Source organism: Moorena sp. SIO3A2, from assembly GCF_010672265.1.
Taxonomy (GTDB): Bacteria; Cyanobacteriota; Cyanobacteriia; order Cyanobacteriales; family Coleofasciculaceae; genus Moorena; species Moorena producens.
Window position 1 is genome coordinate 59474 of record NZ_JAAHHC010000022.1, and the last position, 13845, is coordinate 73318.

At 43.8% G+C, this 13845-nt stretch carries 17 protein-coding genes; 7 read left to right on the forward strand and 10 right to left on the reverse strand.

All coding sequences use genetic code 11. From position 1 onward, the window contains the following. The first annotated feature begins 43 nt into the window (after nt 1-43). Complete coding sequence (locus F6K64_RS22830; protein ID WP_008177751.1) at nt 44-1237, forward strand: AI-2E family transporter; 1194 nt, start codon at nt 44-46, stop codon at nt 1235-1237. A 364-nt stretch (nt 1238-1601) separates the two neighbouring features. On the opposite strand, the gene F6K64_RS22835 is transcribed toward F6K64_RS22830, so the two are convergent. After that, complete coding sequence (locus F6K64_RS22835) at nt 1602-1742, reverse strand: hypothetical protein (protein ID WP_287266380.1); 141 nt, start codon at nt 1740-1742, stop codon at nt 1602-1604. 11 nt (nt 1743-1753) lie between these two features. Here F6K64_RS22835 and F6K64_RS22840 point away from each other — a divergent pair, with 11 nt between their 5' ends. Then, nucleotides 1754-2953: a homocysteine biosynthesis protein gene (locus F6K64_RS22840; protein WP_008177754.1), complete on the forward strand. Its 1200-nt coding sequence runs from the start codon at nt 1754-1756 to the stop codon at nt 2951-2953. A 374-nt stretch (nt 2954-3327) separates the two neighbouring features. Here F6K64_RS22840 and F6K64_RS22845 read toward each other — a convergent pair whose 3' ends face one another. The 3 genes from F6K64_RS22845 to F6K64_RS22855 all read right to left on the reverse strand — a co-directional run bounded on the left by F6K64_RS22845 (nt 3328) and on the right by F6K64_RS22855 (nt 6277). Next, nucleotides 3328-4083 carry a cysteine dioxygenase family protein gene (locus F6K64_RS22845; protein WP_008177756.1) on the reverse strand — a complete coding sequence of 252 codons (756 nt, stop codon included), beginning with the start codon at nt 4081-4083 and terminating at the stop codon, nt 3328-3330. 518 nt (nt 4084-4601) lie between these two features. Further along, nucleotides 4602-5168: a GNAT family N-acetyltransferase gene (locus F6K64_RS22850; RefSeq protein ID WP_008177758.1), complete on the reverse strand. Its 567-nt coding sequence runs from the start codon at nt 5166-5168 to the stop codon at nt 4602-4604. 71 nt (nt 5169-5239) lie between these two features. Beyond that, nucleotides 5240-6277 (reverse strand): ATP-grasp domain-containing protein, encoded by a 1038-nt coding sequence (locus F6K64_RS22855; RefSeq protein WP_008177760.1) that lies wholly within the window; start codon nt 6275-6277, stop codon nt 5240-5242. 121 nt (nt 6278-6398) lie between these two features. Here F6K64_RS22855 and F6K64_RS22860 point away from each other — a divergent pair, with 121 nt between their 5' ends. Then, complete coding sequence (locus tag F6K64_RS22860) at nt 6399-6539, forward strand: hypothetical protein (RefSeq protein ID WP_154659633.1); 141 nt, start codon at nt 6399-6401, stop codon at nt 6537-6539. 126 nt (nt 6540-6665) lie between these two features. Here F6K64_RS22860 and F6K64_RS22865 read toward each other — a convergent pair whose 3' ends face one another. From F6K64_RS22865 to F6K64_RS22880, 4 genes are all read right to left on the reverse strand, one after another. Beyond that, nucleotides 6666-7649 (reverse strand): DMT family transporter, encoded by a 984-nt coding sequence (locus F6K64_RS22865; RefSeq protein ID WP_008177762.1) that lies wholly within the window; start codon nt 7647-7649, stop codon nt 6666-6668. A 236-nt stretch (nt 7650-7885) separates the two neighbouring features. After that, complete coding sequence (locus F6K64_RS22870; protein WP_008177763.1) at nt 7886-8659, reverse strand: hypothetical protein; 774 nt, start codon at nt 8657-8659, stop codon at nt 7886-7888. Then, complete coding sequence (locus F6K64_RS22875) at nt 8656-9705, reverse strand: Rieske 2Fe-2S domain-containing protein (protein WP_008177765.1); 1050 nt, start codon at nt 9703-9705, stop codon at nt 8656-8658. The genes F6K64_RS22870 and F6K64_RS22875 overlap by 4 nt, the downstream gene beginning before the upstream one ends. Nucleotides 9706-9802: 97 nt before the next feature. Further along, a complete protein-coding gene (locus F6K64_RS22880; RefSeq protein ID WP_008177767.1) occupies nt 9803-10315 on the reverse strand; it encodes a hypothetical protein in 513 nt (170 codons plus the stop codon). Nucleotides 10316-10354: 39 nt separating this feature from the next. On the opposite strand from F6K64_RS22880, the gene F6K64_RS22885 reads away from it, so the two are divergent. Continuing rightward, nucleotides 10355-10627 (forward strand): hypothetical protein, encoded by a 273-nt coding sequence (locus F6K64_RS22885; protein ID WP_154659634.1) that lies wholly within the window; start codon nt 10355-10357, stop codon nt 10625-10627. Nucleotides 10628-10892: 265 nt separating this feature from the next. Here F6K64_RS22885 and F6K64_RS22890 read toward each other — a convergent pair whose 3' ends face one another. Further along, nucleotides 10893-11339, reverse strand: coding sequence for a YraN family protein (locus F6K64_RS22890; protein WP_008177774.1), 447 nt, complete (start codon nt 11337-11339; stop codon nt 10893-10895). A gap of 41 nt (nt 11340-11380) precedes the next feature. Here F6K64_RS22890 and F6K64_RS22895 point away from each other — a divergent pair, with 41 nt between their 5' ends. From F6K64_RS22895 to F6K64_RS22905, 3 genes are all read left to right on the forward strand, one after another. Then, on the forward strand, nt 11381-11728 hold the full coding sequence (locus tag F6K64_RS22895; protein WP_008177776.1) for a hypothetical protein: 348 nt from the start codon (nt 11381-11383) through the stop codon (nt 11726-11728). A 381-nt stretch (nt 11729-12109) separates the two neighbouring features. Further along, entirely contained in the window at nt 12110-12475 is a 366-nt protein-coding gene (locus F6K64_RS22900; protein WP_008177778.1) for a YtxH domain-containing protein, read from the forward strand. 538 nt (nt 12476-13013) lie between these two features. Beyond that, nucleotides 13014-13583, forward strand: coding sequence for a DUF948 domain-containing protein (locus F6K64_RS22905; RefSeq protein WP_008177780.1), 570 nt, complete (start codon nt 13014-13016; stop codon nt 13581-13583). 129 nt (nt 13584-13712) lie between these two features. Here the strand turns inward: F6K64_RS22905 and F6K64_RS22910 are convergent, their stop codons facing one another. Next, on the reverse strand, nt 13713-13835 hold the full coding sequence (locus tag F6K64_RS22910) for a hypothetical protein (RefSeq protein ID WP_267873721.1): 123 nt from the start codon (nt 13833-13835) through the stop codon (nt 13713-13715). Between the last annotated feature and the right edge of the window lie 10 nt (nt 13836-13845).

Genomic DNA, 13845 nt, shown 5'->3' on the forward strand with positions numbered 1-13845 from the left:
AAATTAGGTCTGGGACTGCATAGAGCCACTGCGAGGTTTTACCATGAGTCTAGGCACATGGATTGGTCTACTTGCCTTTATCCTTTCGTTATACATCCTGTGGCAAATCCGTAAAGTACTGCTGCTGATATTTACTGCTGTGGTACTTGCCAATGCCTTAAATATCTTGGTGGAAAAATTCCGCCGGGTTGGCATCAAACGGCTTTTTGCTGTGCTGCTGTCAATTCTTCTGATGGTTGCTCTAACCGTAGGGTTTTACTGGCTAATTGTGCCACCCTTTGCCGACCAAGTCCTAGAGTTAACTGATCAAGTTCCTAGGGGTATAGAAAAATTAGGTCAGTGGTTGGAGGTGTTGTCAGCGCGTCTTCCCCCAGATCTGATTACTTTCCCCGAGCTCCAAATAGATCAGCTAATTCAACAGCTACAACCGTTACTTAATCAGTTATTGGGTGGTGGATTCTCCATTGCCTTTAACTCTTTGGCTGTAGTAGCCCAAGTTTTGCTGGTATTAGTTTTGACCATAATGCTACTGGCTGACCCCAACGCTTATCGTCAAAGCTTTATACGACTTTTCCCGTCTTTCTATCGCCGTCGAGTTGATGAAATTTTGACTCTATGTGATCACTCTTTACGGGGGTGGTTAGTAGGCATTCTCGTTAACATTGCTGCCATTTCTGGCTTAAGTTTTGTGGGTTTGGTCATCCTACAAGTTAAACTGGCACTGGCACAGGCGGCTTTGGCAGGTATCTTGACATTTATCCCCAATATTGGCCCTGGATTGAGTGTAGTCCCACCGATTGCGATCGCTCTACTAGATGCACCCTGGAAAGCGATCGCTGTTTTAATTCTCTACATTATTATTCAGCAGGTGGAAAGTAATTTGCTAACTCCCCTGGTCATGAAGCAACAGGTATCCCTGCTACCAGCAGTAACCCTTTTGGCTCAGGTATTTTTCGCGACATTCTTTGGTTTTTTAGGTTTACTGTTAGCTTTACCATTAACAGTAGTTGGTCAGGTTTGGCTCAAAGAAGTTTTAATTAAAGATATCCTCGATCAATGGAAAACTAGTCCGATATCCATCAGACATACCCAGACCCCTTCAGAAATCGTTGCGATCGCATCACCAGATCCTGATTTAGCCAGCCCGACTACATCACAGGATTCCCAGGATAGCACTGAATCGGACAATCACCCCAAATCCGACAAATCAGATCAAATCGAGAAGGAGGAAGAGTAAACCTTCATAAGCCTTCAACCGTTACAACGCGAGCTATGGATTTTAACAACTTAAGCATTCAGCCGTCAGCCGTCAGCCGTCAGCCGTCAGCCGTCAGCCGTCAGCCGTCAGCCGTGGGCAAAAGGTCCACGCTACTTGAGGTGCTGACGTAACTCAGCATTATTCCAATGCTTACCTGTTGTATTCAAAAGCACCTCAAGTAGCGTGCGCATTAGCTGATAGCTGATAGCTGATATAGCGGTTTTTAGCCTCATGAGGTACACATAATTTTTTACCTTTTCCCTCTTCTGACTTTACTGCTCCCTACTCCCTGCTCCCTGCTCCCTAAAACCCAAAAACTTGTACCTTACTAGCTTAAAAAGCGCTATAGCTGATAGCTGATAGCTGATAGCTGATAGCTGATAGCTGAATACTTACTTAACAACTGCCTATGATCACCCTCGGCTGACGGAGGTAAGCTAAGATACCACTGACAAGTGATATTTTGGAAAACCCTTCTCCTCATTCCCAATCCCTATGCGAACCATTGCTCAAATTAATGACAAAATCGAGGGTAACTGTGCCGTAGTGTGGACAGTGGAAGAATTAAAAGCACGGGTGGCAGACATCGGTGTGACTCAGGCGGCGAAAGAAGTAGACATCATTACTACCGGTACCTTTGAGCAGATGGAGTCTTCCGGAGCAATCATGAATTTGGGACATACTGACCCACCCGTGAAAATACGGAAATGTTGGTTAGATGGGGTTCCAGCTTACACTGGCTTCGGAGCAGTGGATTTGTTTTTGGGAGCAACTCAAGTTGTTGACTACCCAGATAACCGTGAGATTCCAGATATGGAAGAACATAGGCAAAGGGGTGGTGGTCATGTCATTGAAGACCTGATTGCTGGGAAACCGGTCAACCTGCAAGCCCTTGGACAGGTGACAGATTGTTATCCTAGAAGCTCCTTTGAGACCACGATCACTAAGGATAGGATTAATCAGTTTTACTTATTCAATCCCCGCAATCTGTATCAAAACTTCATTGTAGGGGTGAATGGAGGCGATCGCCCCTTGTATACTTATCTGGGTTTGCTGCAGCCCAAACTCTCCAATGCGGTTTACTCTAACCCAGGAGCAATCTCACCCCTAATCAATGATCCGGAACTGAAGCTAGTGGGTATTGGCACACGGATTTTTATGGGTGGAGGTATTGGCTATATTGCTTGGGAAGGGACCCAACACTTCCCACTGCAAAAACGCCTTCCCAATCAGACACCCATAGGACCAGCAGCAACTCTAGCTTTAATTGGAGATGCCAAGCAAATGAACCCCAAATGGGTGCGGGGTTGTTACTTTAAAAATTATGGCCCCTCTCTGATGCTGGGTGTGGGCGTACCAATGCCAGTACTGAATGAAGAAGTAGTGCAACGTTGTGCTGTACAAGATCAAGACATTGTTGCACCAGTGGTAGATTTTGCCATTCCTAGACGGGTGCGTCCAACCTTTGGGTTAGTCAGCTACGCTCAGCTGAAGTCTGGTCGGATCACTATTGATGGTAAATTAGTACGTGTAGCTCCTCTTGCTAGTATTTTCCTCTCCCGGCAAGTTGCTATGGAATTAAAGCAATGGATTGAGAGTGGCAAATTTACCCTAACTGAACCAGTAGCACCAATTCCAATGGACCGCTCATTTCTACCTCAAGACCTATGGGGTTCACAAATTAGTTTGGATTGATTGATTTAGTCATTGGTCATTTTAAAATTAAAAACTGAAAATTGAAAAGGTAAGCATATGCGCTACGCGCAGGCTACGCCAACAGCTATCAGCGTGTCGCGTATCAGCTTATGGGGTACATCACAGGCTAGAAGCCTGTGCTACTTGAGGTGCTATCAGCCAACGGCTGAATACTTAGATAGGCAAATCCCCAAACTTTCAATTCTTTAAAATCTCAAACTATTAAATTATCCTGTTCGATGTTTATTTTAAGCATTAGGCTGACAGCTGAATGCTGACAGCTGAATGCTTACTTGAAAAGTAATAATTAGCAATTACCAATTAGCAATTACCAATTAGCAATTACCAATTAGCAATTACCAATTATCTTTAGCTTACTTGAGCTGTGACATTTGCTCGTCTAACACAGCTAATTTTGAGCGGAGTAGAGGATTGTCCTCTACTGCAAGGATTCGACAAATGCGATCGCGCATTTTTTCGTGGTGTCTGAGCGTGGTATCAGTGTCTGCTTGTAAGCCGTAGTGCCGCTCTTTAATTTGTGTCTCTGGCAAGCAGAAGAACACCCCTCCATCAGTGCGTTGAATGCTGCCTTCAAGCAGGTCAAAGATTCGTGCGTTGCTAGTAATCGAGCCCTTGGAGTTTTCGGTCCCGTATACATGAAGGCTAAAAAAGCAGGATTCTCCGGGGTTGCCCATCTGGTGAATCATATCGTCAGCTACCGCCTTTACCTCTCCAGAGCTATAGTCCAGTCGCTTCAGGGTTTGCAGCACTCCATCTGTTAAGGTATACACGTAGTGTTCCGCCTCGCCAAAGCACTGTACTGCTCCCCATTGGGCTGTGCCGTGGTCATGAATCGTGCTGTAGTCTCCTGGAGCCCAAGACATCACCATAATTTCAAAGGAACCACACTCGTACAGTAGCTTTCGACCGTAGCTGTCGGTGATGGGATGATCAAAGTCAGCCCATCCCATCAAGTCTTCCGGTGAGATGCGTGCATCCAAAATGCACAAACGAGCAATTTTCGGTACCAATACCGACTGACTTTGGATATTACTAATTAAGCGCTGGATACTCTTGGGAAGACTTTGGTCGGATACAGAAGTCTTCATGCCAGTAATAATCTGAATCATTTTGCCATCCTCTAATTTTTTAAAAAACTTGATTCTCTGAAAATAGAGACTTAAAAATTGAAAATTAACAAAATCGGATTAACCATCCTACGAATGGATTAACCGAAATTGATAGTATTACTAGGTGGGAGAATGGTGTTAGGGGAATGCTGTTAGAGTTTACTATTCAAAGCCTAATCCCTAATACTTAATCCCTCATCCCTAGATTTACCTAACTAATAATTCCTCACTGGTTGACTTGACTGTATAAACCTTAAAGCTCTAGGCTGAGAGAAAGCTGATAAATTCCTCACTATCGTCTGAAAAAAATTGAGAAATATCTCAGCTTATTTTGATTCAGAACACATGATGATTATTCCTCATATCATCAAAGATTTATTCAAGCTATAGCAAGCCTGATTGAAACGATAAAGAAATCGCTGCACCTCTTCGACCTCCTTCCCATATTGCTATCCGTTACATCCGCTCGAACTATCCGTTGCAAGCTCCTCCCATGCTCAAAACTAAAACACAGAATGTTATAGTTCAGGACGGTAAGGTAAGATATGGGATAAAACAAGCTGCATAATAACCATGTCGTGCCAGCGTCCCTTGAAAAACCCAATTTCTTTTTGAACACCTACAACCTCAAATCCAAATCGCTTGTGAAATTCAATACTCCCTTGATTGCAGCCCAAAATTTTAGCAACGACATGGTGATAGCAAAACTCCTCAACTTTCTTGAGCAATGCTGTTTGTAAAATACTGCCGTAACCCTTACCGGTTTCCGCTAAAGAAAAATAAATCGAAATCTCGCAGCAAACACGGTAGCCTAAGCGAGGGCTATAGCGCTTGATGACACCCCACCCGATAACACAGCTTTCTCGTTCTGCAACCAGTATGGTTTCGCGATCGCCAAACTTATTCGCGAGTACTTCCATGTCCTCAGCGGTATAAAATTGGCAATCCATCGTACTGTTGCCTGCAACGATAGACTCGTTATAGATAGATGCAATTGCTTGAAAATCAGTCTCTTTATATTGCCTTACCAGAATGTTGGGATGCTCTGATAAATCTGCACAGAAATTCTCTTGTTTAGTTGACATTTTTCTGCACTTATTTTGTTGCCCGTAATTATTTGCTCTCTCTCAATTATAATTTAGAGAACTAAACACTCCTAATCCTCAACCAAAGATAACGATAGGTTTTTTCTCGGCTTTCGATAAAACTCAATCATCCAGCTAAACAATCGCTCCATTATCGATTGGTTGGTTAACAGTTCTAATCTAGCAAAGCCACCAATATTTCCTCCATTGATTTCGCTAATGCACCAGTTACCCTCATCATTCATCAAAAAGTCATATCCCAAGGTATGTATACCCCGACAGCGATAGTGTTTAAAGGTAGCGTGAATTGCTTCTTTTTCTTCAGAGCTGATATCTGATAAGAAACATTCTCCATCTACGCTGACATTATGCACCCAATGACCACTTTTCGAACGGCGGATATAGGCACCGTAAATTTCACCATCTACCACAACAATCCGCTTGTCTCCCACATCAACTCGCTGCAAGTATTTCACAAATTGTAGTGGTTTACCTGTGGAACCTTTCAGATAATTCATCACCTCGGAAAAGTGACTAAACTCCCTGGTAGCTGCAAAGGGATTATCCACTAAGAAATGACCGTTGTGATCCCAAATTTTAAAAACTCCTCTACCACCACAACTATTATATCGCTTAGCCACAATAACTTGGTGCTTTTCAAAAAAAGCCAATCCTTCCATCCAGCTACTGGTTACTATCATGTCTGGTGTAAATTTACTGGCTACTTTGAGGAAGAATTCTTGCTGAATTTGCTCATGAATTCCAGTAGGACTGTTAACAAATTTTACAAACGGTTCCCACAATCGTAGTCTATCTAGATATCCTTCAGGAAAAGGCTTTAAGGTGCGACAAAATACCAAGTCAAACTCCTCTAGCGATCGCAAATCCTGGGCTTGTGAATCTAATTCGAGAAAGGTAGTGTAAGGTAGTATTCCCTTCACCGAAGCTACCTGAATCGATTCAGTCTTCGCTCCTTGGGTGAATACGCCCTCAGTAGGGATGTGGAAGAATTCAAATCGTTCGTCGAGGGCTAGCCGTTGGTAAAATATGGGTATGTCCAGTAACGGACTAGAGTATCGAGAAGGATTGCAAATGGAAAGTAATTTCATCTTACATTACTTCTTATATTACTTCTTACTTTCATTAAATTACAAGCTGATTTTACTATGCTGATTTTACTATACCGATTGCTAACTCTTTTCTACTCCTTTTATAGCAATTATCATACTGATGAGGTACAAAAATTTTTGTCCTAATCCCTACTCCCTACTCCCTACTCCCTACTCCCTACTGGGTGCATCTCATCTTTGTAAAAAAGAAGGGAAGTGCCGGAAGTGTCGGAAGCGTGGGGATTTTAGGGAGGGTGGGTAGTGTAGGCAGTTTGGGAATTTTATTAGAATTTTTGTTTAATTGCAAAAATGAGATGCACCCCTCCCTACTCCCTACTCCCTAACCACTCCTAGTAACTACCTCACTGAATTGATAACTGCTATCTACTTACATAGAAGAGGCAGAACTTTCTCCTCTAGCTGCAATTTCCTGTATCGGTTGGGGCTTTTGTTTACTAAAGTTAGTGATCGACACTCCAATCATGATCACAATAAATGCTATTACTTGCATCAGTGAAGGGCGTTCTCCATTGAGAATTAGCGCATAAATTATCCCAAATACGGGGGATAATACAGTCCACTTACCCACCGTCTTGGAGTCTAACTTTTCCAGGGCAGCGTACCAGAGAAATTGGGTAATCACGATGATAATTAGTGCATAGATCCCCATCACCATCCAAAGCTGACCTGAAAAGACATCTCCAAAATGAGACGGACCAAACAAATAACTAGCGATCGCGAAAAATATTACAGCTGATATAAAGTTACGGCTGAAGACAATTACCGACAAACTCTTGTTTTTAGAAAGGGTCAACTTGCCGATAATCGAAGTAACTGCATACAAAAACGTTGAAGCCAGGATTAAAAGGTCACCCTGATTGATTTGATAATTACTGCTTTTAAAAACAATAGCAACAACACCAACGCCAATCAGAGAAAAGCCAATCCATTCCCATTTCAGAATACGCTTGCCAAATAAAATTGCTCCTGCCAGAGCATAGAGTACCGGACCAAATCGCCCCAATAAGACTGCATTGGTGACAGTAGTGTGTTGTAATCCCAGGAAAATCAGTGCAGACAGTAAGGCGGCTAAACAACCATTAATAAACAATCCCAGAAGCAGCTTTACATTCAACTTTCTAAGTTCATTTAGAATAGGAATTGCTCCAAAAAAAGCCACCACTGCCAAAGACGCACAGAGATTGCCAACAAACAGAACGTTACAAAACGATATTGGTGTTTCCTTCCCGCCACTGAGCATACTAGCGTTTGCAATTAGGAAAGCAATCACCGAGGGTCGCAATGCTGCCAGGGCTCGGGAGACAACCAGCAGCAATTTAGGATTAAGGTTATTGATACTATTGGCAATCATTTCCGTTCTTCAGGAAGAGTGGTATATCCTTTCCTAGTAAAGCATTACTCCAGTAATAACAGGAATGGGTAAATTAATGACGATAGAACACCTAAAAGGGGTGGGATAAGGATACCTAAATCTACCCTTTTCTGTTAATACATATTTAAGATAATTTGTCAAATTCTAGACAAGTGTGGAATAAGGGGGGAGTGTAGGTAATTTCGTTACCCATGGATTGCCCATCATCCCCAGCTTTACTGAGTCACCAGTTCATAACTTTCTGGGTCAGCTTTGAGAACAAACATATCCCCATATTGAACTACTTCCCCAGTGATGCGGATAGGGTCAGCTACCTTATCCAAAATCCGAGAGTTAACCGCCTGGTTTTGCCGATCTACTAGGAGCAGATAAAGATTATCCCCCTGCTGATTGTACACGAAGAACACCGGAGGAACACCACCACTGATGCAGCGAATAGCACAGGAGCGATGGGTTTTAGTTTGTCCTGGTTTCATCACCCCCGGGTAGCATTTACTGTCTACAATCTCTCCTAAGAGGGAGAACTCACCCAGAGATTTACCCGCATCCGGTTTCACTGCTCCCGAAGGAGCGTCAATTGCCTCTGCAGAGCGAGCTGCTATCACCGTAAGGTTGTTGCGATAAACTGGACTACCGGTTAGCTTGACCCACTTTCCCACTTGATCCAAGACGCTGGACTTGGGTGAGGTTTTTCCCGGACCCGTGAGCAAGTAGCGAGAGTAGGAGGCTTGGGAGGAGGTATCCCCTGGACGGGGTACCAGCAAGTGAGGAACAGGTTGTCCTAACAGCAACCCTTCAAACTCTTGAGCCTTATTGACCTTTCCAGAATTAAACTGGTCATGAATTAAGGGGAAGACAGCCCCTAGAATCAGAATCACCAGGGCTAGGACGGGAATCAATATTAACAGAAACCGTTTGATAGCGGTAGGCACCTTACCATAACCGATATAAAATTCATCGGTGTTTTGACCTTGGCTGTTGGTACTCACGTCTTTTCCTCCATGGCGATTACAGCAGGACTAACGCTGGTACCAGGAAGGTTCGGTATAGTTTTCACTAAAATGCGATCGCCCTCTAATTTAATATCAAACGTAGGGATTTTTTCTGTAAACGGTGGCGGGGAAGCACCGTTTTCTGGCAGATACTGGTAGCCGTGCCATGGACAGGTGATGCAGCCATCCACAATTTTTCCCTCCCCTAGAGGGCCATTCTGATGCTGACAGACGTTGGAAACAGCAGAAATCTTACCGTCATACTTAAAAATTGCCACCCGCTCGCCCCCGAGAGTGACTATCTTAGCTCGCTTTTCCGGGATTTCTGCGATGCTGCCCGCATCCACAAATTCTTCGTTTCCTGTAACAAGCTCCTGATTGTCCTGCCCGAACTCCCGAATCCCTGCTGCCAAATGCACTCCCACAATCCACACTAGTCCAACACCAACAGCAAGGGTCAGAACTGGATCCGTGTTAGTTTGCAGTGCTCCTAGCAGGACATGACCTGTCAGTAGTCCGTAGGCAAGATAAACGCTCATATGTAAACCTTTCCAAACCGGAGCCGTTAGGTTAGCCAGCCAGAAATCGTGGCTAGTGGCTGCCATTAGGAACAAGATCACCAGGGGAACAAATCCCAAAACCTGGAAGGGAAAGCGAATAAAGGTAAGATAGTTAGTATTGCTCACAAACAGACTGACCAGAGGTTCGAGATTGCCGAAGTCGTGGTACCATTGCAGGCCAAGGCGGGTGTGCTGGAGAGCCAAGAAGAACATCGTAACCCCCATATGACGCCGATTGTAGAGGAGGGGATAGAATTTTGGACTCAGGCGAGTTAGCGGACCAATGGATAAGATCACATGCAACAGGATGAAAGCAGCTGAGCCAAAGGCGCGAATCCTGACTCCCCTGATGTCGATGTTGCTATCGAACCACTGGGTAACATTGATGAAAAGTACAATATAAAGGGCAACTAGGCTCAGAAGGATAGCATCGTAAATAAACTTCTGGCGGTTCCACAGAACAGCTTTATAGGCAACACTCATTTTTTTACTAAAGGTTAATTGCTATTGCTATTGCTCATTATTCATTAGTTATTAGTTATTATTAACTATCAGTAAACCTTCTTTTATTTACTAAGCACTAATAACGATAAAGTCTAGTCAGTTTGGCTGGCAATGGTAGAGCTGTAATCAGCTTTTGTTGCCCCTGGCTGTATATCAGCAAATGTCCCGCTTTGCCTCGCACACTGGGAGGAAGCAAAAATTGTTTACGAGATAACCCGGCCAGATTGCCTAGCAGTATTGAGCGGACGCTAATTTCTGTGGGGGCTTTTTGCCTAGGGTCCCAATACAGCAAGGGATCGGGAACTTGGAGCAAAGAAAGAGACTTAAGTTCCATCACCAGTTTGCCTTGGTAATTGACAAAGGTTTCAACATGAAACCGAAATGTTCCATCATCAAGTTTAGTTGAGCCAATTGCCTTTCTGGGTTGGGTTTGTGTCACGAACCCTGCCTGTGTAAATAAGTTATTGCTAGCTACATCAACTGGTTCGTAACTAGGACGCAGTAAAATCCCTGCCAAGAAGCACACTGGTAGGACAACTGCTAGTACCACAAAGGAATAAAAGTGAGTTTTACGGCGAGCGAGAATCATAGCATTTCCCTTTCAGGTCAGTCGTTTGGCCGAGATACGGTGAGCATTGCGTTCAGTCGGAAGAGTTTTGCCTCTCAACAGGCGAGTGGCAAACATCGGCCAGAAGGCAGTCACACCGGGAATGATCATAATGCGAAAGCCGATCGCCCATCCCTGGGCATTGGGATCCACCCGTTGCACGCCAAAGATGACGAAAGGAACCGCAAAAATCAAACCTGCGACCAGGTAGACGCGGAACAGTTTTATGATCCACTCGACCATAGCAATGGTGAGGCTTTCCATGTTTCTACTCTTGAGGAGTTATGGATATGATTCAGTTTATACCAAGCTATGATAATGGGTATCTGTTTCTTCTTTAAGATTAGGTAATACCGGAGAATCTGTCTGCCTGAAAAAATCGTATGTTTGTGACACTCCCACCTGGGAAGCCTCTCAAGGCTAGGTTTGTTGAGATAAAGGGCGCTGACTATACCAAGAAGCAAGTCCCGAAAAAATCAGGCAAAAGCAAGCCAAAAGGCAATGTTGATGATTAAGAAAAAATGAGCTAGCAGCAAAACCCAACCCCCAAACCGAGTAGCTAATCAAAAGCTGACTGCATGTAGTGTTGTAGCATCAGCTTATATCCTGCCACCAATACCGGTTGAGCTAGTTCAACTATCGGAAATTCGATCTCTTGATCTGCGGTTGTAGAGTGTAAAGGTTGGTTCAGGCACTGGCAACGGACAAGAGCAACATCAAATCGGCACGGTAAATCAGCTAAATCTGGATGTTCTGACAGAAATAACTCAGCTGTAAGCCGGAGTTTAGCTTGCTTTTGTGGTGTAATTGCTAGCATACCATCGGCATCCCAATTCCCTCGACTGCGAGTTTTAACCTCGACAAAAGCCAATGCCACCGGGTTTCCTTTGGCAATTAGGTCAATCTCTCCCCATCGACAGCGCCAGCTATGGTTTAGGATGATCCAGCCTTGGCTTTGTAACCACCTAGCGACTAACTTCTCTCCCAGTTGCCCAACCTTAGCCATCGTATCATTGTAAAGTCAATTATATCACTGGTATCTTGATTATGATACTTGTAATCGTCATCAACATTATGCTCTCCCTCTTGTGTCTATACATTGCTTGCCAAGTTTGGCGATTGGGACAGTGGCTTTCATCTATCGCTAATCAGTTGGAAAGGGTTGAAGGCCGTATCTCTAAAACGTTACATAGTGCTCCCAAGGCAATTGTTCTTGGGCAAGTAGGTATTCATGGTTTAAGAGAGGAGTATCAACAATTACAGGTTAAGCTACACACACTCAAGCAAATTTTTCTACTGTTGGGTATGCTTCAAAAATTTGGAGGATTTAGGTGGCGCTTTAGTAATAAACCGATGAGCAAGAACAGCTTACTTCCTCAAAAGCGATCGCACTAGTATAGCACTACGCATTCAGATGTTTGACATTCCCAAACTACGAAACGTAAGTAATCGCTGACTTCTGACTTCTGACTTCTGACTTCTGACTTCTGACTTCTGACTTCTGACTTCTGACTTCTGACTTCTGACGCTAAGCGTAGCGCTATATCAGGTAGTGACTAGTATCGGGTTGTAGTATTCCCAGCATAGCCGTCACCAACCCTAAGCGGCAACTGAGATCACCCTCACCGTAGCTCCCGTGATCAACCCACACTCAAGCGCCTACTAACTACTGATTAATTATCAAGCTACTTGTAGGATAATTAATCAAAACCATTTAGTATAAAAGTTTTATCCATCCCATTTATCTAAAATTGTTGGAGGAACACAAATCAAAAGATGTCAAAAAAAAGTGCTGGAACATTTATCGGTGGCATGCTATTGGGTAGTGCCGTAGGAACAGTGGTAGGGTTACTAATTGCCCCCCGTACTGGTCGCGATACGCGCAAGCTATTGAAAAAATCAGCAGATGCCTTACCCGAATTAGCCGAAGATCTTTCTAGCAGTGTGCAACTACAGGCAGATCGCCTTTCCGATTCCACACTGCGTAACTGGGATGATACCCTAGCTCGACTAAAGGTAGCGATCGCAGCAGGTCTTGAAGCTTCTGTCCCTGAAAAAGGTTCTGTCCCTGAAAGCGTAGAGCCTCAAAAGTCCGAGTCGGCAGTTGCCGCAGAGTCCAACTCGTCCGCTAATCAACATTAGCTTTAGGCATCCCGGACGGGGGGTAAGAAGGTTTAGTGCTTTTTTTTGGTGTTACCGATTGACCCAATCTCATGGGTTTTTTCTTACGTGCCCTTCTTCCGCTTCTTCCCCCTCTTCCCCTTCTCCATAAATTATCCCCCTACAAGTGCAAAGTCCTGTTTTTGTGTCGGTTAGCCGACTCACGAATATCGGAAATGGAAAAATTTATCCTATGGTGCAAGTATTAGCCAATAATATTACTAAACGTTGTCAAATACGTTGTCAAATGTCAAGAAAACTGATAGCATACAATTGGTTAAAGTTTGGGCGAGCTTAATGGTGTTTTCTCAAGGGTGTTTTTTCAAGACTCCAAGCTTGCTATTGAATTAAGTTGACTTAAGCTTAATTACTGCAGGCGAGGGCTTGATCAAAAAAGTCGTAAACTCCGATTTTCCATTGCCAGTTACTGAATCATAGCACAGGTTAACCTGTATAATAAATCAACGGTCATCACCCCTCTCCCCCATAGACGGGGCTTCCCAACATCCTAGGATTTTTTGTGATTGATCCTCTATTTTGGCTCGGGCTGTCCTTTCTGCTCGTAGCAGTTAGTTTAACCGCTGTTTTGGTAACGTTATTGCCTGCTGTACAAGAGTTAGCGCGGGCAGCTCGTAGTGTGGAAAAATTAGCTGATACCCTAAATCGGGAATTACCACCGACCCTAGAAGCCATTCGGCTCACAGGCTTAGAAATCAGCGACTTGACGGATGATCTTAATCAAGGAGTCCAAAGTGCTGGTCACGTGGTTCAACAGGTTGATCACAGTATTAGCAGTGCTAAAAACCAAGCCCAAAAAGTCAAAGAGAATACTCGTAATGTGGTTAAGGGTGTCAAAGCTGCCTGGAAAACTTGGAGGGGTACCTCACCAAAATCTTCTAGGTCAATCGATTCCCTACCATCATCTCACAGAAAAGCTCTAGAAATTCCTGAGACTGATCAACGCTCATCAGACGTTAATCAGCCAAGGCTCGGAGATAGTAACTATAACCATAAAGAGGTCAATCACGGGACTCGTGAAACCTCTGGTAACGAAATCCATGATAATTCTATCGATGATAATTCTTTTTAGCGAAGGCAATACCAAGACTCGAACCTGAAGACTATACAGAATAAATAAAGAATAAATGTAATGGCACCCTTTAGTTTATAAATTAAAGGGTGCCATTATACCGTTTTTGTTAATGGATGAGAAATCTAGTTAGTCAGTAATTGAGAACTGGTAAACACCAGCAGATAAAAGTATAGCAATCCTATTCAAACAGGCAGAAAAATCAGTCCGACTCTCGGTAGATGCTTCCCCATCTTCCCTAACTTCGGTCATCTTGCCAATC